Below are 22,335 nucleotides of genomic sequence, written 5' to 3'. Positions count from 1 at the left end.
CATGCCCGCTAAGCTTGCCCTATCGCACGAAGCGGCAAAACGCCTAGCGCAGCACCTCCAGTCCGTGCTTCTGCACCACGGACAGCAGTTTCAGCGCCATCCCGCTCGGCCGCTTGGCGCCAGTCTCCCACTTCTGCACCGTCGATTCCGACGTGTTCAGATAGCGCGCGAACACCGGCTCGCTGACATGGCTCTTCTCACGCAGCGCCTTGATCTCGTCCGGCGCGAATTCTTGCGGCACCGCTAGGCAACTGCCGTCGAAGCTGCGCAGCGTCGCCTTGTCGATCGTTCCGGCCCGGTACATGCCTTCCACGGCGCTGTGGATCGCCTCGAAGGCTTCGCTCATGAACTTTGACTAGTCGTCATCACTGATTTCCAACAGGACCCCTGCTTTTAGCTCAGCCGCCAGATCGGCCCTCGATTTTCGCCGGTACAGCCCGGCCAACCCCGAAACGCCCGCAACTCATCGTCATCGATGTTCGCCCGGTCCTGATGGCTTAAGGACTACAACACAGTCCGGCCACACAGCGCGATCGGCAACAAGCCGCCGATATCGCTTATGAAAGGCTCATCAGCGGCCGTTCCGCCCTGAGCCTCCCATCCCGGAAGTTCCGGGTGGGGCGATCCAAAGACGGGGAGCAGCTCAAAAGTGAACAGGGCTAACTTATAAACGCGGACAAAACGGGGAGCACGTCAGCTCTGATCTTGTCACCGCGCCCGAGCGAAGCAGCGATATGCCGCCCATCGGAACGAACTGAGGCATATCTGAAGATTCATTCCTCACCTCATCATAGTCTGGCGGTTTATATCCAACTTCCTTGCAACTGCCGAAATGCTCAGCCCTTTGGCCAGCTCGGCTATCGCAGCCAGACCGCCAGATCAGAAAGAGCACGCTTACGAAATACGCCAGCTGAAGGAGCAGCGAACAAGCCAGCGTCGTGACGACTGCTGTGCCGATGGAATGAGAAGCCAAGTAGACAGTTAGTGCGGTGCTGCACAGCACCAGCCCCAGGACGCGACAAAAGATTCTAAAGGGCAACGCCGTTCTCCAGGTTTTGACTCCTCAGATCATGCTGCGACCTGGTCGGCCGCAATATGGGTCTGGCAGTTCTTCGGGCAGACGCGGCCGCAGGCTCCGCAGCCAATGCAGCGGCCGGCACGGTCGACGACCATGATCATGCGATTGAGCTCGCCGTCGAAATCGTCGTCTTCGCCGTCGCAGGCGCCGAGGATTTCACCCGCGTCGTCGACGCCGTAAAGATGCATGACCTCACGAGAGCAGACTTTGAAACAGCGGCCGCAGCCGATACAGGTCGTGCCGTCTATAGCGGTGAGATATTCCGGCATCCATCCGGAGCCGTCGCGGGTGGTGAATGTGCTCCTCATCGAAACTTCTTCATCGTAGCGAGCTCTCTCTTGGCACCATCCAACTCGGCAAAAACGGCCGACGTTTCCTTGGCAACTTCCTCTATCTCCGTCCATTTTCCCGGGAGATGCTCTGCAAGGTCGCGCAATTTCATCTTGGCAACTGCCGCGCGCAGCTGAAGCTTTCGGACTTTCTTCCCCATCTCATCTAGCTTTGACATAGATCCTCCTCGAAATCGGTTTCTTCACGCCCGTGCCACGTCGGGATAGGCTTCGATGCTGCAGCCGCATCGCCGGCTAGTTTCGTACCGGCCTGGAGCGAGCTTCCTGAACGTCTCGAAGCCGAACCGGTGGAAGTCTCGACGAAATGACCAACCGCCCGGCCGTGAAAAGCAATCGTCCGAAGCCCCCATGGGTTTCATCTCAATCATTGGCGGTGTCATCAGGCCGGAGCGCTCCTCGATCGCAAGCTCCACGGCGGTGTAAAACATGCCGAGCCTCCAGAGCACGTCCGGATCGAGATCGCCGATGATCGGATCGCACGGCGCTGTTTTCTGGTGATGATGAAGTCGCCCAGCAGTTCGGCGTCCGATTTGCCTTCCCGTGACCCGGAGGCATCCTGAGCACGGATCAGCCGCACGAGGCATCTGACAAAAGGCATGGCAAGCTCCGCCTCGTCCTCGTTGACAGCCGGGCTGACCGCGGCATAAGACATTTCGCCTTCTCCTCATTTCAGTCCTCTTCTTCGAAGCACGATGTCTGTTTTCGGGGACGCCTACTTCGGGCACACTTGCGCAGCCGACGCCCGGCTCGGGCCGGCCGATTCCACGCAATTGATGTCCCCGTGGCCGACCTTGAACACCTCCTCGACTGCGAAGTCCTCCACGCTGTTTCGCGTGGAACATCACTTCCGCCGCAATGCGGCCGGAGGTCATGAAGATTCGCGCCTCGATCCTGCTGCAAACGATCGACCAAGTGCTGCATGGACCCTCCTTGCTGCGGCCACGCCAAGGAAATGGACGAATTGGCCAGTAATCCATTTCGACCAATCAACCCTTTTTGTTTTTTCTCCTCGGCCGACCGCGCTTTGGCACCTTCGGGAAATTGTTTTGCGGAGCCGCACAGAGAGCGCCGTAACAAACCTTCCCACCCCTGTAGTTGGCGAGGGCCAGCAGCAAATCCGGCAGATGCTGCTCTTTCAATTCGTCCGGGACAGGCTCCGGACCGTCCAGCGACTGCAGTGCCAGTTCGACCAACTCGATCGCACGATCGGTGTTGCCGTTCTCGTAATAGTACCGGGCAACCGCGGGATAAGACCGGAACTTAGGGCTGTCGCCTTGCGGGGGATTCAGTGCCAGAATGTGTTCGGACAGCTCCTTGCCCATCGCAAAGCGCTCAGCGGGGGGAAGGCGCGAATGGTCATTGGCCGGATGGAAAAGCTGGTCTAGCGCCGAAACCATCCAATCCTGGGAGTTCTTGTCGATTGCGTTGCGGACCAATTGGCGCATCACGGGCAAGCCGGTCCACATGTCTTGTATTTTGTGAAGCAACAGGTGCGCATGAGCCAGGCGGCAATTGATGTCGTCCGGCATTAGGGCGATGCCCTCTTCGATCGCCCAGAGCGCCGTCTTCCAATCTTCTAACTTCACCGCCGCCCAGAATCTGTCGTCGATCGGCTTCTTCGACGCTTGTTCGCGCGCCATGGGTTCACTTGTGGCGATCCGCTCCGCATCGGCGGCTTTAGCTTTATCGCTGGTGCGCCAGCTGCCGTTGAGCGCTTTCGGCAAAACCTCATCGAGTTGCCCCGGATGACCAATAAAGGCGATGTGGCCGTCTCGGTCGACCTCGAACGAAATCGGAATCCCGACAGAAAAGGTGGGTTTCCTCCAAAGCTTGTTCATTTCGCCTGTGTAGTCGAACGCGATCCGATAGTTCAGATGCGAGCACTTTTCGGTCAACCAAGCTTTTAACTTGGTGCGAGCCTCAACGGCCGTTGGAGCGTCTTCATTAGCCGCTACTGCGACGACCTCAAGTCCGCTGTCCCTGTATTTCTCCTGTAGCCGCATCAGATCGAGCATCTCCGCCGCACATAGTTCGCACCAAGTTGCCCAAAATTCGACGATATAGACTTTGCCGGGCTGGAAGTTCGCAAGGGGCTCGCCACGTAGCCAGTCCTCCACTTTGATCGGAGGAGCCGGTGACCCCATCCGCAACATTATTTTGCTCTCCAAAGCTGTTGCCAAAGGTTGCGTGACCTTATGCGCAAGCTTGTTCCCCCTTTGAGACGGGGCACGAGGGTTCAACGAAGGGAGAGCATCGCTCGTCTTGCGCATCTGCGTGCAGTCAGCCTTCACTCAGTGTTGCTGAATCTCAATTCGCAAAGGCCGTGCCAACGCGCTCAGCGGGCAGTAAGCGCATGAATCGCTAGAAAAAGCCTCCAAATGCCAAGATGGCCGGTTGTATTGAACGCGACGTGTTTTCTGCCGCTGTCAGGTTTTGGACAAGTATCACGCGCTTCGCGTCGGCAGAAAAAGCGTGGCCCGGACGACTCAATATGCATTCGGGCCGAGGGACGAAGCCGATGGACATCATGACTGCGTTCGTTTGGCTACCGCCAGGGCTCGTCATCATCGTCCGCTTCACGCCACCGGCTTGAGCGTCTTACCGTTCCGGTCCGGAGGCGGTAGCGATCTCGCCATTTTGCGATTGCGAGGGGCCGCTCCATCCGAGCGCGGCCTGTGCCCCCTCGCCCGCCTTGCGATTGAATTCCTGGGCTGGCGACATGGGAGTTTTTCACGACGAAGCCGGTCCAGCTGTAGCTCGCCAATACCGCCATCCTCAGACCAATGATGATGTCGCGGCGAAAGAGGCCAGGATGAATGCCGCGCGTGCCGGCCGGTGAACTCTCCGAGTTCCTGCTTTGTGCCGATATTTTCTGTGTTCCCTGTGCTCAGGCGCTGCAGGGACCGCCGGTGCGAATGTGAGCGTTGTCGGAAGTTGACCAGCCCCAAAGACCGCTCGGTCGCCACGGGTCGGGACGGACCGACTGAAAACGCTGAAGATTCGGCCGTCCGCACCCCTAACCGCCTGCAATTCTTAGACCATGCCAAGGTGATTTATGCGATCGATTCCCGCCGACCGCGGCAGGAGCCCGACCGTTCCCACTCGAAGTTGAGGGCGTCGGCCACGGCACGGTGGTTGCGTTGTTAAGCCTCCCGGCCAGTAATGAGGAGATCGTGATGGAACGCATACGATGCCGCTACGGGTCCGAACTCGGTCGCGCTGAACGACCCTCTTTGACCTGACGCCGACCTGCGCCGTAATCGTGGCTGCAGTGATGACTGCCCATACCTCTGCCCGGCCGTTGGTCTCAGCATCACGGACCAACCTCGGGCGAGCAGAACCACTAGAGGCGTGCGCGGAGTTTTCGGGCGGCGCGGTGCAGATTGGCTCCGAGAAGCTTCGCGAAGCTTGCACGTTGCCCTTCTCCGACTTGGCATCAGGATAGTGACCCAGTGAATAGAGCTTCGAACAGCGTCGGTGCTGCTTCGGAACCCGTCAGCGAGCCAAAAACAGCGGCAATGGCGGCTTCCCAACTATCCATCTCGTCACGCCACCGAAGAGCCGCTCGCGCAGCCGGCGGCTGCCGTAAGCGCCCATGACTATCATGTCGGCAGACGTGTCGATTGCGTGCTGCGCGAGCACCGTGGCCACCGGTTTGCCGGCACTCGGCAGCAGGTCAACCGACACCCGAGCACCGTGCCGAGTGAGATAGGCAGCGATGTCGGCTCCCGGCTCGGCGCCGCTTCCGGTCCAGGTCGCCACAGGATCGACGAGGGCGACACGAACTTCCTCGGCGGCGGATAGCAGATCCAGCGCTTCCCGAACCGCGCGGGACGCCTCGGCTCGCGACTCCCAGCCGACCAGCACGCGCTGTGGCGACAGAGTCGCCTCAGCGCCCTCCGGCACGACAAGCACCGGCTTTCCGGTCTCGAACAAGCTGCCGTTGATAACAAGGGGTCCGAGGTTAATGTCGTTGAGAAGTGCGGGGCCGACGATTGTCAGGTCGTTGCAGAGCGCCCGCTGTCGCACCGCGTCACCGACGCTGGCCTGATCGCAGTTGGCAGTATCGACATCATAGCACCGCCACGTGGCTCTCAGCAGTTTGTGAATTTCCCTGGATATCTTTTCCAGCCTGGCTATGTCCTGTGAAAATCTTTCGATCTGCCTAAACCGTTTGTTCAGTCTGGCGATGGCCTGTGCGCGTTGTCCAGGCCACTCGGGGATGTCATCGCCGAGCAGTGGAGACGGCACAATGAGCGGCGGAGGCGAAATCACCAGTACGGAAAGAAACGCGCCGACTTCGGCACACAAGCTGGCAGCTGTTCTGACATCCTGATCGGAGTGGTCAGCTCCCGTCACACTGAGTACGCTTCTGAAAGCCATTTGACTGCTTCTTTCTGAATATGTCGTACCTGCCGGCGCGTTTCGAAGCCGCAAGACTTGCCCTCAGGACGGCGGAAATGCGGAGTGGCACCACATCGGTTATCTATTCAGCCGTCCGGCCACTCGAGCGAGTAGCCGGCCGACCTGACGGTACGAATGACGCTGGAGGGGGAGGCCGCCTTCAGCGCCTTTCTGAGCCGGCTGATATGGACATCCACGGTGCGTACACCGACATGGATATTGGGCGGCCAGGCCGCGCTGATCAGCTCGTCTCTGGTGAAGACCTTGCCGGGAGTCTCAAGCAAAAGCCGCAGCAGGTTGAACTCGATCGGCCCAAGGTGGACTTCGTGGCCATTACCCCGAACCCGGTGGGCATCGAGCCTTATCTCAAGGTCGCCACAGGAGATCCAGCCGCCGTTTTCGATCCCGTTCGAACCCGGCTTTGGCAGCGCCAGCTTCATCCGTAGACAGTCAAGCAGCTTGGCCGGCGCGAAGGGCCGCACAAAGCTCTCGTCAATGCCTGCCTTCCAGAGATCGAGGTGCTGGTTCTCGGCGCCGGGCGCGATCAGGGCAATAACGGGCAGGCCGCCGGTCCGGGGCTCCCCCTTGAGCCGGGCGCAGATTGTGGAGCCTGTCGCGCTTGTTGGCTGGCAGTCCAGCACCACGGCCTTCGGCGCCCGTTCACTGGCCAATGCAAGCGCCTCCTCCACGCCGCCGGCCAGTTGAATCGTGAAGCCATCCACCTCCAGAATGTGGCTGTGGACCAGATAGAACTCCGGATCCTGCGAACAGATCAGGACCAGTGGCTTCATCAGCGCTGCCCCAAGAACCACATCGGCCTCGATTGAGAGGGCTGGCCATCGCATGTCCTCAAGGCCTGACACGATCCCGTTGATCGAAAATCGGTTCCATCACGCCCGCGCCACCTCGGGATGAGCCTCAATGGCTGCGGTGGCATCGCTGGCCAGTTTGGTACCGGCCGCGGCGAGTTTCCAGAACGTCTCGAAACCGAACCGGTGGACGTCGCGCAGAGTCTTCGACAGAACGACCAACCGCCCCGCCGTGAGAAGCACGCGCCCGAAGCCCTCATGGCTCATCTCCATCATCGGCGATGCCATCAGGCCGGAGCGCTCCTCGATCGCAAGCCCGACGGCGGTGTAAAACATCTCGAGCCTCCACAGCACGTCCGGATCGGGATCGCCGATGATAGGGATCGCACGGCGCTGTTCCCTGGTGATGATGAAGTCGCCCAGCAGCTCGGCGTCCGATTTGCCTTCCCAAGACCCGTGGGAATCATGAGCCCGGACCAGCCGCACAAGACATTTGACGAACGGGGTGGCAAGGGCCGCCTCGTCTTCGGCGACAGCAGGGCTAACCACGGCGTCAGACATTTCGCCTACTCCTCATTTCAGTCCTCGTCCTCGAAGGACGGTTTCTGTTCGGCGACACCTGCCTGCGCCAGCACCTTGCGCAGCCAAGGGGGAGGACACGTCCTGAGCATCATCTGCGTGCGCAACAGCACCTCTTGGATGGTTTGGGGCTGCGGCACTTTGATCGGATGAATTTTTGCCGAAACAACCTTGGCTGCCGAAGGTCCGCCGATAGCCAGACAAAACAGGAGATGACAGCCCTTCAGCGCCTCGACTTTCGGGGTGATGCGATCATCGCCCTCAGTCCGATGATTCCCGCTCTCGTCGGAAACGTCATCGAAGGCCACGGCTTCGACGAGATTCCATTCCTCGCGCATCACATCGTAGACAGCAAAACGCCTGGCCGATCCGAAATGGGCATTGAGGTTCTTCATGTCGTGCGTGGCGATCGCCACGCGCAATGCGCCGGCTTGGCGTTCCGGCCTCGGTGCGTGAACCTCGTCAGTGACGAGCGAGAGGCGACGAACGGAGCTCATCTGGCATTTCTCGCTTGCGGAGTGGATCAAGCGCCTCAGGCGTCGGCGCGTGCCGGTTGGCTTCAAAAATGTTGGCAACCTCGAAGATCAGGTCGCGGGTCCCCTGGTAGAGGATTGTGAGCTTGTGCTGGCTGCCGAGCCGGTCGAAGATCGGGAAGCCGACCCGCATGAGCGGAATGCCGAGGCGCTGCGCCGCCTGGCGGCCGTGGGAATGAGTGACGAGAAGATCAGCGCCGGCGCCAAGAGCTTCCAAATCGCCGAGATCGCCGATCTGAACCGACTGCGCCGGTACTTCCTCCAAAATTTTCGACATGTCGGTCGTGGTGACCGCCGCCGCGATTTCGGAGCCCATGCCGATGAAGAAGCTCGCGAGTTGGTAGAGTTGGTCTGGTTCAGCAGCGATCGCAATTTTCTTGCCTCCAAAGTGGAAATGTCCGTCGAGCAACGCGTCCTGCAACTGCGCCCGGCGACGGCGCACCCGAGCCGGCGCCGCCGCGCCCGAAACCGCGGACAGCAGCGAGACGAACCGGTCGGCGTCCTTCAATCCAGTCAGCGACCGGAACAGCACGTAAGGCACGCCGGTCAACCTCTGCAGCAGCTCGGCCGGGCGGCGCATATGCTCACCGATGACGATGCATCGCTCGGCCGTGCCAAGCTCGCGGATATCCTCGACGCTGGTGCCGCCATAGGTGGTGGTGACCCAGCGGTCGGGCACCGTACCGTCGAGCGAGCCGGAGATGTCTGGCAGAATCACGGGCTTCAGTCCAAAGCTTTCAACCATCTCACGCAAATGCTCGATATCAGCCACAGTGAGGTTCCAGCCAGGCAGGATCACGATCTTCTTCGACTGCCGCGCCTGCTCGCCGGGCCCCGTAATCCTTTCGATCATCGCGGTGACAGCCTTGGCCCAGCCCTCTTCGATCGCGCCGTCGAAATCCGGTGTGTTGGCTAGCACCACCTCCGTACCCGCGAGTTCTTCCATGCGCTTCAGCCTGATATCGGCGATATCTCCTGCGCAGTCTTCGCCACGGGTTTCGACCAGCGCCGTCGTGCAGACCCCGATCAGCGTTGGCTTTGTGCGGGCCTTGAGGTTGAGGATCGCCTCTTCCAGATGGTCTGCCCCGCCGAGGATCGTCGCCACCTCGTCCATCGCCGTTGTCTGCAAGGGGATGGCTTCCTTGAAATGCCGCACGAAGAGCACGAGCGCGAAGCTGGTGCAGCCCTGGCTGCCGTGGAACACCGGCATCGCACCGTCGACCCCAAGGAAGGCGAAGGCGGCACCCAACGGCTGCGATGATTTCAGCGGATTGACCGCCGCCGCTTTGGTCTGGGAAAGGATACGGACCATCGGCTTTCCTCAACACTCGCCGAAATCGTCGGCCATCGTGCCGGCGAATTCCTGGACAGCATGCAAGGTCGCGGCCTCGCTTTTCGTGCTCGGCAGTTCCTCCCTCACCGCAGGCTGGCAATCCCATGGTGCCGGTTCCCGCACCTGGCGCCAGATCGGGTTATGAATGGCGAGTTCGATCTGGCGTACGAGTTCCACCATGCCGTCATAGCCGGCGTAAGGGTGTTGGCGCTCCTGGTTGATATCGAGCCAGGGTGTCTTGGCCTTCAGCGCGATGAATTGCGTGCGCCCGCCCGACAGCATGATATCGGCGTTGTGTTCCGAGAGCATGGCGTAAAGTTCGCGCGGCGCCATCTGCTCGAATATGTGGTTGTCGTCCTTGAGGATCTGCTTGATGCGCTCCTTGTCTTCGACGGTCGACTTCTTGACAGAGGTGCCGACGATCTCGATGCCGATCTCCATCAGCGCATGGACGACCGACCAGGCCTTCACACCGCCGGTGTTGAGCAGCACGCGCTTGCCTTCGAGCCTCGGCCGGTAGGCCGCGAGCTTCTTCCAAGCGATCGCCTCCTCCTCTGCAATCAATGCCTCGGTGCGGCAGAGGATCTCCGGATCGGCACCCTTCTTCACCAGCAGCTGAGAGATCTGTCGGAGCGCTTCAGAGGTGTCGGTGATGCCGTAGAAGGAGCCCTCGAAAAACGGGATGTCCCAGCGCTGCTCCATCTTGCGGGCGAGATTGATGAGCGCGGTCGAGCACACCATCATAGCCGCCCGGGCGCGGTGCGCGCAGGCAATGTCGAAGTAACGCGCGTCACCCGGAATGCAGGCGCGCACCCGGATGCCCAGCCGATCAAGGAGCGGCTTCACCAGCCAGAATTCGCCCGAGAGGTTGAATTCGCCAAGGATATTGATGTCGTAAGGGCCGGCATCGTCGGGCTCCGCCGTGCCGATGACATGATCGAGCAACGCCTCGCCGGCAAGCTTGTTGCCGAGATTCTTGGAGCCGACGAAGCCCGGCGCATTGACCGGCACCACCGGCAGCCCGAACTTTTCCGCCGCGTCCTTGCAGACGGCCTCGATGTCGTCGCCGATCAGCGCCGTCACGCAGGTCGCATAGACGAAGATAGCCGGCGGCCTATGCGCTTCCTTGATCTCGCGGATCGCTTTGAAAAGCTTCCGCTCGCCCTGCCCCATCACAACGTCGAGTTCGGTGAGGTCGGTCGTGAAGCTCGTGCGCCACAGCGTTGGCCCGGACGAAGCCGCACCGCGGTTGTCCCAGGAATTGCCCTCGCAGGCGAGCGGCGCATGGATCAGGTGCGCGACGTCGGTGATCGGCTGCAGCACGATCTTGGCGCCGTCGAAGGCGCAGCCGCCGGCCGCCGCCCCGGGGGTCAGTGGCTTCGAACAGCCCTCCTTGCGCGCCTTGGCATCCTTGCCGCGGTTCTGCTCGCAAGCGGGCTCTTTGAAGACATCCTGGATTTTGGCTCTGAGCGAGGACATTGCGTCGGTCTCCAAAGTCCCTCGGGAAGACGACCGGCCTCACCGAAGAGCCGGCCGCCACGCTTAGCGGGTGAGGTCATACGAATAGTCCGTCACGCCCGTCTCGCCTGTCTCGCGATCGAGCTTGTCGAAGATCTTGTCGAGGATCGTCGTCAGGACGCGCAACCCGCCTTGGTATCCCATAAGCGCAAACCGATGGTGATGGTGGCGGTCGAAGATCGGAAATGTCAGCCGGATCAGCGGCGTGCCCGTGTCGCGCTCCAGATACTTGCCATAGGAGTTGCCGATCAGCAGGTCCACCGGCTCGGTGAAGAGCAGCGAGCGCATCGCCCAGAGGTCCTTGCCCGCCCAGACTTGAGCATCCTTGCCGAAGGGCGAGGATGCGAGCAGTTCCTTCAAGTCCGCTTCCCAGGCCGAGGTGCCGTTGGTGGCGAGGCAATGGGTCGGCTCGCCGCCCGTCTCCATGATGAAGCGGGCCATGGCGTAGACAAAGTCTGGATCACCGTAGATGGCGTATGTCTTACCATGCAGCCAGGATTGGCTGTCCGCCATGGCGTCAACAAGTCGGCCGCGCTCCAGGCGGATTGCCTCGGGGATTTGCTTGCCGGAAATCGCGGAGACCTGCATCAGGAAGTCGTCGGTCGCCTGGACGCCGAGAGGGTAATGGAACGAAGCGGTCGCCTGCCCGACCACCTCGCAATACTCCAGTGTTTTTCGGGTGTTGTAATGCTGTAGCGAAAGTGTCGCCTCGGCGTTGAGTGCCTTCCTCACGTCTTCGATCTTCGTGCCGCCGTCGTACATGCGGTATTCGCCGTCCGACGGCGTGTCGAACTGGTCAGAGGCGTCTTGGATGAAGGTATAGGACACGCCTATCAGATCGAGCAGGCGCTTGAGCTCCCGGTTGTTGCCAACGCAAAAGCCATCGAAACCCGGAATGATGTTGATGGTTGCCTCGGCTTCCGTTCGCTCCTCGCCTTTCCAGAAGTGCTCCAAAATGCCCTTGACCGTTACGTCATAGCCGTCGACATGGCTGCCGACGAAGGCCGGCGTGTGGGCGAAGGGCACGTCGAAGTCGCGCGGGACCGAGCCTTGGTCCTTGGCGTTCTGGATGAAGCTGTGCAGGTCGTCGCCAATGACCTCGGCCATACAAGTGGTCGAGACTGCGATCATCTTCGGATCGTAGAGTTGGTACGTGTTGGCGAGCCCGTCAACCATGTTCTTCAGGCCACCGAACACTGCCGCGTCCTCGGTCATCGAGGAGGAAACTGCCGAAGCAGGCTCCTTGAAATGGCGCGACAGGTGCGATCGGTAATAGGCCACGCAGCCCTGGCTGCCATGAACGAAGGACATGGTTCGCTCGAATCCCGCGGCCGCGAACACCGCGCCGAGCGGCTGGCAGGCCTTCGCGGGGTTCACGACAAGCGCTTCGCGAGCGAGGTTCTTTTCGCGGTATTCCCACGTCTTGGTGAATTCGCGTTGGTCGGTAACGACCTGGTCCGGGTGCGGACATTCGAAATTCAGCCTCTTCTCGGCGAGCATCTGCCTGTATTCCGGCTCGCGGAACAGGGGAGCGTGGTCGAGAACTTTTTCAGCCGACTGCGGCATGGGTGGTTACCTCTTTCCATCTGGCCCGCCATACGGCGGCACAGGGACGTCGAAACGTTTCAGGTCTCCCGCGGACAAAGGGCCACAGGCGTTTAACGGCCTCCCGGCTTACGGGAGGCCAGGTTTTCATTCGGCTGCGATCGCCGCCGACGGCTCGGCTTTTTTCTTCCAGGGGGCGTCGTAGAGGTTCCAGACCGGGTTGTTGATGGCCAGATCCATGTCGCGGGCGAAGATGGCAAAGCCGTCGTAGCCGTGATACGGGCCGGAATAATCCCAGGAATGCATTTGACGGAACGGTATGCCCATCTTCTGGACCGGGTACTTCTCTTTGATGCCGGAGCCCACGAGATCAGGACGGATCCCCTCGATGAACTTCTCCAACTCGTAACCAGTCACGTCGTCATAGATCAGCGTGCCCTTCTTCACGTAGTGGCCGGTGCGCTGATAATCGTCGTTATGGCCAAATTCGTAGCCAGTGCCGACAATAACCATGCCCAGATCCTCATATGCCGTGACGACGTGACGGGGGCGCAGCCCGCCGACATAGAGCATCACCGTCCTGCCTTCGAGGCGCGGCCGGTACTTCGCGATGACGGCATCGACCAACGGCCGGTATTTGGCGATGACCGCCTCGGCCTTGGCCTCGATTTCCGGCCCGAAATGCTTGGCTATCTTGCGCAGAGAGGCTTCGGTCTGGGAGGGGCCGAAGAAATTGTACTCCATCCAGTCGATGCCATACTTTTCCTCCATATGCCGGCAGATGTAGTTCATCGACCTGTAGCAATGGATGAGATTGAGCTTGGCCTTCGGCGCGCGCTCTATTTCGGCCAGCGTAGCGTCGCCCGACCAGTTGCCGACCACGCGCAGGCCCATCTCCTCGAGCAGGATGCGCGAAGCCCAGGCGTCGCCGCCGATATTATAGTCGCCGATCACATTGACATCGTACGGGCCGGCCTCGAACTCGACGTCCTTCTTCTCGAACACCCAGTCGCGGATCGCGTCGTTGGCGATGTGGTGGCCGAGGGATTGCGAAACGCCGCGGAAGCCCTCGCAGCGCACCGGCACGATTGTCTTTTCGTGCTCCTTGGCCTTGTTGCGGGACACAGCTTCGGTGTCGTCGCCAATCAGGCCGATCGGGCATTCGGATTGCACAGTCATGCCCTTGTTCAGCGGAAACAGTTCCTCGATCTCGTCGATGATCCGTTCCAGCTTCTTGTCGCCGCCGAAAACAATGTCCTTCTCCTGGAAATCGGAGGTGAACTGCATCGTGACGAAAGTGTCGATGCCGGTCGTGCCGACGTAGTAGTTGCGGCGTTGAGACCAGGAATATTGCCCGCAGCCGACCGGGCCGTGCGAGATATGGACCATATCCTTGACTGGACCCCACACCACGCCTTTCGAGCCGGCATAGGCGCAGCCGCGAATCGTCATCACGCCGGGGATGGACTTGATGTTCGATTTGACCTCGCATTCGGAAAGGCCCTCGCTTTCCTCGCCAGCCTCGTCGCCGCTCTTTGCGACGCTGAGGTGCTTTCTGCGGCGCTTCGCCGACTTGTCAGGATATTGCGACAGCACCTCCTCGATAAGCTTCGCATGGAGGGCACCGTCATTCTCATATTCCAGGCTCATGGGACCCCTTTCAAGGTTCAGGGTGACGCCTCACCGACGAGGCGCCGTTCTTTGAAAGGCGCACCAGGTCAGGCGGCGCCTCATGTCACAGCGGTCGCTACTGTGCGGCCGCCTTGGCCGCTTCCTTGACCTGAAGCTCGGCAAGCATCTGCTCGTCGGTCTTCATGATGCCGAAGTCGAGCAGCATGTCCTCGAGCTCCTCCATGGTGATCGGGGTCGGGATGGTGCCCTGGCCCGAATTCCCGTGGATCTTCTCGGCCAGCGCCCTGTATTCCCCGGCCTGCTTCGAGTCCGGCGCATACTGGATCACAGACATCTTCCTGAGCTCGGCGTGCTGGACGATGTTGTCGCGCGGCACGAAGTGGATGAGCTTGGAATTGAGCCTGGAAGCCAGCGCTTCGGCGAGGTCGAGCTCGCGATCGGTTTGGCGCTCGTTGCAGATCAGGCCGCCGAGCCGCACGCCGCCCGAATGGGCGTATTTCAGGATGCCCTTGGCGATGTTGTTGGCGGCATAGAGCGCCATCATCTCGCCGGACATGACGATATAGATTTCCTGGGCCTTGTTCTCGCGGATCGGCATCGCGAAACCGCCGCACACCACATCCCCGAGCACGTCGTAGGAGACATAGTCGACATCGTCGTAGGCACCGTTCTCCTCGAGGAAGTTGATCGAGGTGATCACGCCGCGGCCGGCGCAGCCGACACCCGGCTCAGGGCCGCCCGACTCCACGCATTTGATGCCTTTGTAGCCGATCTTGAGCACGTCCGCGAGTTCCAGGTCTTCCACCGAACCTTCCTCTGCCGCGAGGTGCAGGACTGTATCCTGCGCCTTCGCGTTCAGGATCAGGCGGGTGGAGTCGGCTTTGGGGTCGCAGCCGACGATGAGGATTCTCTGCCCGAGGTCGACAAGGGCGGCGAGCGTATTTTGGGACGTGGTGGACTTGCCGATGCCGCCCTTGCCGTAAAAGGCGATCTGACGCAAACCTGACATGTAGCTTTCCTTCCTTCGTTCCATTCATCGCGGCTACCGCGACATGAATGCCGGTCGGGCAGCTGTCGCCGCCTCGCACCCAAGGATCTCAAGACTCGTGCCAATTTGGCTGATCGAACCGAAGAATAATTTCATGGTTGCTTTTCAGGGATTTAGCTTGAGGCCAAAGAAAGGATCGTCGGAACAAGCCGTGTAGCGGACCCGACAATGGCGACATAAAGCGTCGGATCGCGATCCTCAGTCACCGCATTCGTGAACCGCATCGTTGTGTCGAGGTGGGCGAACAGCATCTCGACCTCTAGCGTTAATTGCGGGATGCTGCGAACTCTTCTGTTCCGGCGAGCTGACGTACTTGGTTCTCGCGTGTCCTCATCGAAACTGCGCGGAATCTTGCGCGCCACGCTGGCATACCATCGATCCACGGCCATCCATCCGGGGCCACGGGCGGATAATTCCGCCATATCACCAACCCAAGGGGACTCGGCTCACTTATCGGCGCAGGAGTTCAGTATCGGCGTCATCGCCTTCACATGTTCGTCGATCCGCTCGAGCACTTTCGCTGCGACAACGTCGCGCTCAGGCAGATGCCACCAGTGCTCGTTGACGAGTTCGACGGTCTCGACCACTGCCTTCAGGACTGCCGGCTCCGGAAGCCTTGCACGGTTCGCAAATGCTTTCCATCGCGGTGCTGCTAGCGCCTTGAACGAGCGCTCCCCTCCAAGCGAAAGCGCCATGGCGTCGGCGGGAATATATGGCACGGTCGACAGAACGTCGTAGATTGGTGCAAGCACCGGCTTGTCGCCGTTACCGGGATAAATCAAAGACCAGTTCTTCAGGTGCATGTCGCCATTGCCAGTGATGACCGTCAGCGCCAGGCGGCGGACGAATTCGAGAGCCGCCGTAGGCGAGACGGCCACGCCAAGGGCCAAGGCTATGTCGTGATAAGCGGCCCCCTCATATTTGCGCGAGGGATAGACACCGAAGACCTGAGCGAAATCCTCGATGTGTATCCTCTCGCCATCGGCGCCGCGATCGAAGCGTTTGACGAGAAGGACCTTGCCCTCCGACAGCGTGTTGAATTCTTCGGGAACGCCCTCAAAATCGGACTTCTCGACCAGTTCGCATTCAGGAACCTCCATGCCGATTGCTGCAGCCAGCGCCAGGTTGGCGAATTCGTTCTCGGAAACGCCCGGAAACGCCGTCGAAGGGAACTTGGCGATGTACCGGCCCTGCTCGTCGTCCATCGGCAAGGTAAGGCCGCCGCCTTTTCCAGTGTTCTTCATGACCGACAGCTTCATCTGCACGCCGGCAAGTGAGAACCGTGCCTTGGGCTTATCCTTTGAAGCATCCTGCGAAACCGCTATCGCGCCGTCACTGGGCAACGCCCGTACGGCTCCCGGCAGATCGGCCCCCAGCGCCGCTAAAAGATCGAAATCATTGCCTGGCCGCACATTGCCTTCGTGGTGCTTTTCCATCGCCTCGCGCAATTTCTCCTCCGGCAGGAGGTTCGCGAAGAAAGCGGGCAAGGCGCCCGCCAGAGGCTTCGGATCTTTCCGCAATCCTCCCGTCGCTGCCCGGAACGACAGGCTGAAAACCGGAAAGCCGCCCGTCGCGCGGTAGGCCTCATCGAAGTTGAATGCATTGAAATCGCCCGGCGTCCTAACGATTGTGCCGATCTTCAGTGCGTTCAAGAGCACGTCCAGCGACGGGATCGTCTTAGCTGCGCGAAAGACTGGAGCCATGATCGTCATCGTCAGGTTGAGAAACAAAGGCGGGTTGATCGTCATCATCATGCGGACGCAATAGAGCCTGGACAGCCGGCACCATGACTTGCGGAACCAGCATCATTTCCAGACCGAGCGCGCGAGCGATATTCATGAGCGTCGTCGCACGCGCCGCTGCGGCTCCCTTTTCGATGTCGCGATAGCGGGGACGGGATATACCCGCCGAGTCGGCGACCTGCTCCTGCGTCATGGCAGCGGCCAGCCTCGCCTGCCTGAAAAGCCCACCGATTTCGCGCAGAATCCCCGATTCAGAGTCCATCATGATACCTATACGATCCATTCCAATGCGCGATGATACGCAAAGGTATCTCATCCAGCGAGCAAGTCAAAACTTTTATGATCTGTTCGCGTATCATATATGAAGATAATGATATCCAAAGAGATCAATCCTTCTTCGGGGATCTCTCCGGCTTTAGCGCCGCACAGCGAACGGCGTTCCTCCGAGAACAGCTGCTATGGCCACCGGGCTCCTCTGATGGCGCCGCCGCCGGTTTGCCAGGCTTCTTGCGGCCTGCGGCCTGGCGCTGCTCTTCTTTTTCGGCCTCGATCCGGCGCTCTTCTTGCGCCGCAAGCTTGGCCTCGGCCTCCAGCGACGGCATCGCCTGCTTGAGCTTGGCCAGCCGGTTCTGCTTGTCGCCGGCCCAATCCGGCATCTCGTCGCCGCGCTTGTCCTTGCCGAAAGTCACGTCCTCCTCGGTGCACGAACAGCGCCTCGAGCGCCTTCAAATGCCGCTTGCGGAAGTCGCTGATCGTCCGGAAATGCGGCGGATCGAGCGCCACGATCATCACAAAATCATTCCGTTCGCGGCAGGCCCTGGCCGGCTGTTTTCGCCAGCTTTGGCCATCGACCGCCTGTTGCGTTCCTTCGCCCCCCCTCTGTCCCTCCAGCATCAAAGGGACCGTCGCGGCGCACCCGCCCTTCCTGCTCAAACCACATTCAATTCCCTGAAAGCTCGCCCTCCAGCGACACGGCTGTACCCGAACGCCGAGCAATCCACCGTGCGATAGCCGCCATGCACTATCAGTTCGGCCAGCGCCTTGCCGACCGCCGGAGCCTGCTGCAAGCCGTGACCGGAAAACCCGTTGGCGAAGAGGAAATTGCCGACCTCCGGGTGCGGGCCGATCACCGCGTTCTGGTCGAGCGTGTTGTAGTCGTAATGGCCGACCCAGGCGCGCGTCGGCTTGATCGCCTCGAAGGCTGGAATGCGGGTCGCCAGCACCGGCCAGATCACCTCTTCGAACAGCGGCCAGTCGGGGTCGAAGTCGGCGGGATCGGCCGGTCCTTCGCCCTCTTCCGCCTCGGCGCCCCCGGTGATGTAGACCGAGCCCTCCGGGCGGACATAGATGCCGCTCGGGTCGACCAGCAGCGGCATGTCGTCATATTTTTCGCGCGCCTCGAAGACGAAGACGTTGCGCTTGCGCGGCTCCACTGGCAGCGCCAGCCCGGCCATTGCTGCCACCTTGCCGGCATTCGGCCCGGCGGCGTTAACGACGGTGCCGGCCTCGAGCCGCTCGCCATTGTCGAGGGTCACACCGGCGACGCGCTTCCCCTGCCGCTCGATACCGGTCACCGACGCGGTGATGAAATCAATGTTCTTGCTTCGCAGTGCCTTGCGGAACAGCATCAGCATCGCATGCGCGTCGAACCAGCCTTCGCCGCTGCGGCCATAGGCGCCGGCGGAAATGCCCTCGACCGACAGCCACGGAAAGCGGCGGACGAGCGCCTCGGCATCCTCGAGCACGATATCGGCGCCCTCGGCCATCTGCGCCTCGTGGTTGGCCCGCAGGATCGGCAGCCCGTTCTCGCCGGCAAGGATGAGGTAGCCGCCTTCGCGAAAGCCGATATCGGCGTCCGCGCCAAACTCTTCCCTGAGCCGCCGGAACAGTTTCAGCGTGAATTGCGACAGACGGATGTTTTCCGGGATCGAAAACTGCTGGCGGATGGAGGCGCAGGACAGTGTGGTCGCCGCATGAGAAAATTGCGGGTCGCGCTCGACGAGCGCGATCGAGCCCGAAAACCCTTCCTCGCGCAGATAATAGGCGACCGAGGAGCCGACGATGGCTCCGCCGATGATGACGATGTCGTAATGCACCTTTTCGCTTCTCCAGTTCTAGGGGCCCGCCGCCGCGTGCGGGCGACGCCGGCATCAACCGGCGGGCAGATGTGCCGAGGGCAAGAAGCGCGCCTGACGCAACGCCGCCAGATCAGCCGAGCCGGTGCAGAAGCAGGCGACGGCCAACTGGCGGATGACGATCTCGAAATGCGCGACAACCGCGTCGGTGGATACCGTAGCCGCGCGCAGCACGCCGGCCGCCTGCCCGGCGATGTCCGCGCCCAGGCGGATGGCCTTGGCCACGTCGACGCCGTCGCGGATCCCGCCCGACGCGATCAGCTTGACCGTTGGCAGCGCCCGACGTACCGCCTGCACGCTGGCCGGGGTCGGAATCCCCCAATCGGCGAACGCCATCGCTACTGCACGGTCGGCGGCATCGCGGGCGCGCTCGCCCTCCACCGCGGCCCAACTGGTGCCGCCGGCCCCGGCGACATCGATCACCGCCACGCCCGCCTTGACGAGCGCACAGGCCACCGAGGCGGACAGGCCCGACCCCACTTCCTTGGCCACGATCGGCACGCCCACGCTGCGCGCGGCGCGAGCGATCTGCGCCAGGACGCCGCGCCAGTCGCGGTCGCCCTGCGGCTGTACCGCTTCCTGCAGCGGATTGAGATGGACGATGAGGCCATCGGCCTCCAGTGCATCCACCGCCCGGCGCGCCAGGTCCAGGCCGTCGGCCTCGCGCAGTTGCGCGGCGCCGATATTGGCCAGCAAGGGAATATCTGGGGCCAGGCGGCGCAGCGCGCGCGTCAGTCCCTGGGAGTTGCGGGATTGCAGGCTCACGCGCTGCGAACCGACGCACATGGCGATCCCCAAGGCTTGCGCTGCCTCGCTCAGATGCCGGTTGATGGCCTCGGCGCGTGGCATCCCGCCGGTCATGGAGCTGATCAGCAGCGGCGCGCGCATGGTCTTGCCCAGCAGCGAGGCGCGCAGGTCGATCTGCGTCAGGTCCAACTCGGGCAATGCGCAGTGTTCGAAACGGATGTACTCCCAGCCGGCGGCGACCGTGGCCGGCGCCGTTCGCCGATCCAGCACGATGTCCAGATGGTCGTCCTTGCGCCGGCTCAGGGCGGTGTCGCTCATGCTCGCTCCATCCGTCGCGTCGGGCGACGGCGTTGCGTCGGATCGGACCGACGGCAGCGCGCGCAGGCCGCCGCCTCCCGTGCGTTCAGGCCGGCGCACGCTGGCCTCCCCCCGCAGCGTCGCTGCGGTAGCGGCTGGCCGAGGTCTGGTAGTACTGCGCGCGGATGGCCGCCATGGCCTCGATCAACGGTCCCCACGGCGCGGGAAAGCGTTCTTCCGCCATCATCCGGTGCAGCATGCGCGTATGGCCGGCCAGCTCGTCGTTGAGGAACTCCACCACAGGCATAGCCGGATAGCGCTGCAGCAGCAGGATCGCCGCGTTGTCGGCCTCGCCGGCCGACCTGTCCTTTTCGCGTCCATGCAGATCGTTCTGCAGGCGCCCTATCGCGGAGATGAGCCGCAGGACCTGACGAAACGCCGGACGCGCGCGCAAGGTCGCCATGTCCAGTCCCCACAGCAACGACAGGCAACAGAACACGTTCGTGTAGGCGATCGAATCGATGCCGTTGTGCAGGTACTCGGCGTAGGACCAGCGTTCCGCCCCTGCCGCCTGCGCGTGTCCGGCGCGCAGCGCCGCGCAGTAGCACCGGGTATCGTCGAGAAGCTGAGCATAGTCGCGACGATCGTAGGCGAGCGCGGCCAGCGAAGCGCGCAGCACAGCGCAGCCATCGAATCCGGGGAGCGCGCACAGCACGCCCTGCCCCAGCGCCTGCTCCACCGCGGCGAGCTGCTCCGGCGCGATCAGGCCAAGGTCGTTGCAATCGTCGAGCCAGAACAGCAGCGCCAGTTCGCGATAGAACGCCACGATCAGCGTTTCGTCCTGCGGATCGCGGCCGGTGCGGGCGCTGGTGTCGCGCAGGCTCGGGTGGATGCGCTGCAGGATGTACTGGCCGCCCCTGACCGCTTCGACGGCATGCTCGTCGGCGAACCCGGTCAGGGAACGCCCCCACTCCAGCACCTGCTGCAGCGCGCGTTCTGTCTGGATCATGGCGCCGCTCCTGCTCCCTCGGCCAGGACGCGCCGCCCCCAACGAAGCGCCAGCCACAACCCGCCGAGTTCGGCCACGCGCACCACCCGGGTGGGGCAATACAGTTCCTTGCCGATCCACAGCGGCGTCTGCGGCAATGCATGCGCCGCATGGCGGGCGAGCATCCACTCCAGCGCACGCGCCACCGCCTGCGCGATGCGCCGGCGCCCTGTCGGCTCTTCGCTCCCGTCCATCACGTCCAACGCGAACAGCGCATAGGCGGTTTCCTCGAATGTGGACGCGCGACCGGCGCCCCAGCCGCCGTCGTCGCGCTGCGCCTGCAGCAGCGCCGCCAGCGCGCGCTCGTCGCGCCACTGGGGCTTGCCTTGCGCCAGCGCAGCGACCGCATGCGCGGTGGGATACAGCCACGAAACGTGCCATTTTTCGTTGTCCCATAGACCGTGCGGGTTGCGATTGGCCTCGACGTAGGCGCTGGTGCCGGCCGCGGGCTTTCCCAACAGTCGCAACGCATGCAGGGCATGGATGTTGGTCGACACCGAGGCATTGCGCTCGCCGGGGAAGGTGACGAACAGCTCGCCGATTTCGAAATGGCGCAACGCATCGACCGCCGGGTCGCGGCCCGGAAGGCGCAGGACGCACATCGCAACGGCGGTGTCGTCCGCATCGGCCGCGAAGTGCAAGGCCGGGCCCAGACCGCGCACGCCCAGGCGGGCGTCGAGCTGCGCGACGATCACTTGCACCGCCTCGGCGAGCGCGGGATGCGCGAACAGCCCGGCCAGATGCAGGGTGTACAGCGACCAGCATGGCTCGAACACATTGATCGGCCAGACGTTGGGAACGACACCTTCGATGCCGCTGCGCGTCGCCCGCGATGCCGCCTGCAAATACGCGTCGGCGCGCCCGACCTGCGGCGTGCTCCCCTGTGTCACGGCGTGCGCACGCCACGCGGCGGTGGCCGCCGGACTGATGCCGATGCTGCCGTCGTCATCCGGGCATGCGGTGGTCGGCGACGTCCCCCAAGCTTCCCAGGAGTGCAGCAACGGATGGCCGCTCGGCAACGTCGCCACCGCCCCCAGCTTGACCAGACGCGCTTGCCGCAACGGCAACAGCGCCGGGTGGCGCGGAAACGCCACGCCGCCCAGCAAGGATGCGGCCTCGCCGCACAACTGCGGCAGGATCAGCTCCGCGCCGATCGGCGCGTCTTCCGGCACCGCATGCGCGTAGGGATCGGGCTGGCGCTCGAGGAACCGGGTTGCAGCCTGGACTGCGTCGGCAGCGCCGGGAAGAAGATCGGCACGCTGCAATGCCAGCAACGCCGCCCACGTTGGCGCATGGCGGAACAGCGGGAAGTCCGCGCTTCCCCATCCGCCATCGGCCTGTTGCTGCGCGATGAGCCACGCGTATGCGTCCTGCCGACCGGTGACGTTGCCGTGGAACTGCAAAGCTCGCGCCGTGTCGTAGACGGACGGACCGACGCTGCCGCCGTCGCTCATCTCGCTCAGCAGGTGGCGCAATTCGGAAAGGATCTGTTCGGACAGCGCGTTCACGCGGGATGTTCCTTCTGCAGAGGGCTAAC

At 62.3% G+C, this 22,335-nt stretch carries 22 protein-coding genes and 1 pseudogene; 1 reads left to right on the top strand and 22 read right to left on the bottom strand.

Going from position 1 to position 22,335, the window contains the following annotated elements:
- Nucleotides 1-43 precede the first annotated feature (43 nt).
- Nucleotides 44-346, bottom strand: a complete 303-nt coding sequence (locus NKH83_RS28105) for a helix-turn-helix domain-containing protein (RefSeq protein WP_352808279.1) — start codon at nucleotides 344-346, stop codon at nucleotides 44-46.
- 147 nt (nucleotides 347-493) lie between these two features.
- Between NKH83_RS28105 and NKH83_RS28095 the strand changes: the two are divergent.
- Nucleotides 494-592 (top strand): annotated as a pseudogene (locus tag NKH83_RS28095) (integrase core domain-containing protein); the annotation flags it as partial.
- 72 nt (nucleotides 593-664) lie between these two features.
- Here the strand turns inward: NKH83_RS28095 and NKH83_RS28090 are convergent.
- The 21 genes from NKH83_RS28090 to NKH83_RS27980 form a co-directional block, all read right to left on the bottom strand.
- Entirely contained in the window at nucleotides 665-1,003 is a 339-nt protein-coding gene (locus NKH83_RS28090) for an exopolysaccharide production repressor protein (RefSeq protein ID WP_352808290.1), read from the bottom strand.
- A gap of 65 nt (nucleotides 1,004-1,068) precedes the next feature.
- Complete coding sequence (fdxB, locus tag NKH83_RS28085; RefSeq protein ID WP_352808278.1) at nucleotides 1,069-1,386, bottom strand: ferredoxin III, nif-specific; 318 nt, start codon at nucleotides 1,384-1,386, stop codon at nucleotides 1,069-1,071.
- A complete protein-coding gene (locus NKH83_RS28080; RefSeq protein WP_352808277.1) occupies nucleotides 1,383-1,586 on the bottom strand; it encodes a CCE_0567 family metalloprotein in 204 nt (67 codons plus the stop codon). The genes fdxB and NKH83_RS28080 overlap by 4 nt, the downstream gene beginning before the upstream one ends.
- A 24-nt stretch (nucleotides 1,587-1,610) precedes the next feature.
- Entirely contained in the window at nucleotides 1,611-1,856 is a 246-nt protein-coding gene (locus NKH83_RS28075) for a hypothetical protein (RefSeq protein WP_352808275.1), read from the bottom strand.
- 558 nt (nucleotides 1,857-2,414) lie between these two features.
- Nucleotides 2,415-3,581 carry a TlpA disulfide reductase family protein gene (locus tag NKH83_RS28065; protein WP_352808273.1) on the bottom strand — a complete coding sequence of 389 codons (1,167 nt, stop codon included), beginning with the start codon at nucleotides 3,579-3,581 and terminating at the stop codon, nucleotides 2,415-2,417.
- 1,342 nt (nucleotides 3,582-4,923) lie between these two features.
- Nucleotides 4,924-5,811, bottom strand: a complete 888-nt coding sequence (locus tag NKH83_RS28055; RefSeq protein WP_352808271.1) for a universal stress protein — start codon at nucleotides 5,809-5,811, stop codon at nucleotides 4,924-4,926.
- Between the two features lie 107 nt (nucleotides 5,812-5,918).
- Nucleotides 5,919-6,695 (bottom strand): response regulator transcription factor, encoded by a 777-nt coding sequence (locus NKH83_RS28050; protein WP_352739315.1) that lies wholly within the window; start codon nucleotides 6,693-6,695, stop codon nucleotides 5,919-5,921.
- A 27-nt stretch (nucleotides 6,696-6,722) separates the two neighbouring features.
- A complete protein-coding gene (locus tag NKH83_RS28045; protein WP_352749140.1) occupies nucleotides 6,723-7,202 on the bottom strand; it encodes a NifX-associated nitrogen fixation protein in 480 nt (159 codons plus the stop codon).
- Between the two features lie 17 nt (nucleotides 7,203-7,219).
- A complete protein-coding gene (gene nifX, locus NKH83_RS28040; RefSeq protein ID WP_352517727.1) occupies nucleotides 7,220-7,717 on the bottom strand; it encodes a nitrogen fixation protein NifX in 498 nt (165 codons plus the stop codon).
- Entirely contained in the window at nucleotides 7,683-9,065 is a 1,383-nt protein-coding gene (gene nifN / locus NKH83_RS28035) for a nitrogenase iron-molybdenum cofactor biosynthesis protein NifN (protein WP_352808269.1), read from the bottom strand. The genes nifX and nifN overlap by 35 nt, the downstream gene beginning before the upstream one ends.
- A 9-nt stretch (nucleotides 9,066-9,074) precedes the next feature.
- Nucleotides 9,075-10,565 carry a nitrogenase iron-molybdenum cofactor biosynthesis protein NifE gene (gene nifE / locus NKH83_RS28030; protein WP_352808268.1) on the bottom strand — a complete coding sequence of 497 codons (1,491 nt, stop codon included), beginning with the start codon at nucleotides 10,563-10,565 and terminating at the stop codon, nucleotides 9,075-9,077.
- A 63-nt stretch (nucleotides 10,566-10,628) separates the two neighbouring features.
- Complete coding sequence (nifK, locus tag NKH83_RS28025; protein ID WP_352808267.1) at nucleotides 10,629-12,170, bottom strand: nitrogenase molybdenum-iron protein subunit beta; 1,542 nt, start codon at nucleotides 12,168-12,170, stop codon at nucleotides 10,629-10,631.
- A 126-nt stretch (nucleotides 12,171-12,296) separates the two neighbouring features.
- On the bottom strand, nucleotides 12,297-13,799 hold the full coding sequence (gene nifD, locus NKH83_RS28020; RefSeq protein WP_352808266.1) for a nitrogenase molybdenum-iron protein alpha chain: 1,503 nt from the start codon (nucleotides 13,797-13,799) through the stop codon (nucleotides 12,297-12,299).
- A gap of 97 nt (nucleotides 13,800-13,896) precedes the next feature.
- Nucleotides 13,897-14,790 (bottom strand): nitrogenase iron protein, encoded by an 894-nt coding sequence (gene nifH, locus NKH83_RS28015; protein WP_352808265.1) that lies wholly within the window; start codon nucleotides 14,788-14,790, stop codon nucleotides 13,897-13,899.
- 485 nt (nucleotides 14,791-15,275) lie between these two features.
- Nucleotides 15,276-16,532, bottom strand: coding sequence for a type II toxin-antitoxin system HipA family toxin (locus tag NKH83_RS28010; RefSeq protein WP_352808264.1), 1,257 nt, complete (start codon nucleotides 16,530-16,532; stop codon nucleotides 15,276-15,278).
- Nucleotides 16,507-16,836, bottom strand: coding sequence for a helix-turn-helix domain-containing protein (locus NKH83_RS28005; RefSeq protein ID WP_352808263.1), 330 nt, complete (start codon nucleotides 16,834-16,836; stop codon nucleotides 16,507-16,509). Before NKH83_RS28005 ends, NKH83_RS28010 begins: the two co-directional genes overlap by 26 nt.
- Before the next feature lie 121 nt (nucleotides 16,837-16,957).
- Nucleotides 16,958-17,260 (bottom strand): hypothetical protein, encoded by a 303-nt coding sequence (locus NKH83_RS28000; RefSeq protein WP_352808262.1) that lies wholly within the window; start codon nucleotides 17,258-17,260, stop codon nucleotides 16,958-16,960.
- Between the two features lie 240 nt (nucleotides 17,261-17,500).
- Nucleotides 17,501-18,667, bottom strand: a complete 1,167-nt coding sequence (locus NKH83_RS27995; RefSeq protein WP_352808260.1) for an NAD(P)/FAD-dependent oxidoreductase — start codon at nucleotides 18,665-18,667, stop codon at nucleotides 17,501-17,503.
- Between the two features lie 54 nt (nucleotides 18,668-18,721).
- A complete protein-coding gene (fni, locus tag NKH83_RS27990) occupies nucleotides 18,722-19,771 on the bottom strand; it encodes a type 2 isopentenyl-diphosphate Delta-isomerase (protein WP_352808258.1) in 1,050 nt (349 codons plus the stop codon).
- Nucleotides 19,772-19,856: 85 nt separating this feature from the next.
- Complete coding sequence (locus tag NKH83_RS27985) at nucleotides 19,857-20,759, bottom strand: terpene synthase family protein (protein WP_352808257.1); 903 nt, start codon at nucleotides 20,757-20,759, stop codon at nucleotides 19,857-19,859.
- The gene (locus NKH83_RS27980; RefSeq protein WP_352808256.1) at nucleotides 20,756-22,306 is read right to left on the bottom strand and encodes a hypothetical protein; all 1,551 of its coding nucleotides are present in this window, start codon (nucleotides 22,304-22,306) and stop codon (nucleotides 20,756-20,758) included. Before NKH83_RS27980 ends, NKH83_RS27985 begins: the two co-directional genes overlap by 4 nt.
- Nucleotides 22,307-22,335: the final 29 nt, after the last annotated feature.

Origin of the sequence: Mesorhizobium sp. M0909 (genome assembly GCF_040319515.1) — a bacterium.
Lineage (GTDB): Bacteria > Pseudomonadota > Alphaproteobacteria > Rhizobiales > Rhizobiaceae > Mesorhizobium.
Note: the sequence above shows the minus strand (reverse complement) of the source record. Positions and strands in the feature narration are given on the sequence as shown.

Coding starts and splice junctions, on each gene's coding strand:
- NKH83_RS28105 (WP_352808279.1), bottom strand. CDS start 346: ATGAGCGAAGCCTTCGAGGCGATCCACAGCGCCGTGGAAGGCATGTAC.
- fdxB (WP_352808278.1), bottom strand. CDS start 1,386: ATGAGGAGCACATTCACCACCCGCGACGGCTCCGGATGGATGCCGGAA.
- NKH83_RS28080 (WP_352808277.1), bottom strand. CDS start 1,586: ATGTCAAAGCTAGATGAGATGGGGAAGAAAGTCCGAAAGCTTCAGCTG.
- NKH83_RS28075 (WP_352808275.1), bottom strand. CDS start 1,856: ATGTTTTACACCGCCGTGGAGCTTGCGATCGAGGAGCGCTCCGGCCTG.
- NKH83_RS28065 (WP_352808273.1), bottom strand. CDS start 3,581: ATGTTGCGGATGGGGTCACCGGCTCCTCCGATCAAAGTGGAGGACTGG.
- NKH83_RS28055 (WP_352808271.1), bottom strand. CDS start 5,811: ATGGCTTTCAGAAGCGTACTCAGTGTGACGGGAGCTGACCACTCCGAT.
- NKH83_RS28045 (WP_352749140.1), bottom strand. CDS start 7,202: ATGTCTGACGCCGTGGTTAGCCCTGCTGTCGCCGAAGACGAGGCGGCC.
- nifX (WP_352517727.1), bottom strand. CDS start 7,717: ATGAGCTCCGTTCGTCGCCTCTCGCTCGTCACTGACGAGGTTCACGCA.
- nifN (WP_352808269.1), bottom strand. CDS start 9,065: ATGGTCCGTATCCTTTCCCAGACCAAAGCGGCGGCGGTCAATCCGCTG.
- nifE (WP_352808268.1), bottom strand. CDS start 10,565: ATGTCCTCGCTCAGAGCCAAAATCCAGGATGTCTTCAAAGAGCCCGCT.
- nifK (WP_352808267.1), bottom strand. CDS start 12,170: ATGCCGCAGTCGGCTGAAAAAGTTCTCGACCACGCTCCCCTGTTCCGC.
- nifD (WP_352808266.1), bottom strand. CDS start 13,799: ATGAGCCTGGAATATGAGAATGACGGTGCCCTCCATGCGAAGCTTATC.
- nifH (WP_352808265.1), bottom strand. CDS start 14,790: ATGTCAGGTTTGCGTCAGATCGCCTTTTACGGCAAGGGCGGCATCGGC.
- NKH83_RS28010 (WP_352808264.1), bottom strand. CDS start 16,532: ATGGCTCCAGTCTTTCGCGCAGCTAAGACGATCCCGTCGCTGGACGTG.
- NKH83_RS28005 (WP_352808263.1), bottom strand. CDS start 16,836: ATGATGGACTCTGAATCGGGGATTCTGCGCGAAATCGGTGGGCTTTTC.
- fni (WP_352808258.1), bottom strand. CDS start 19,771: ATGAGCGACACCGCCCTGAGCCGGCGCAAGGACGACCATCTGGACATC.
- NKH83_RS27985 (WP_352808257.1), bottom strand. CDS start 20,759: ATGATCCAGACAGAACGCGCGCTGCAGCAGGTGCTGGAGTGGGGGCGT.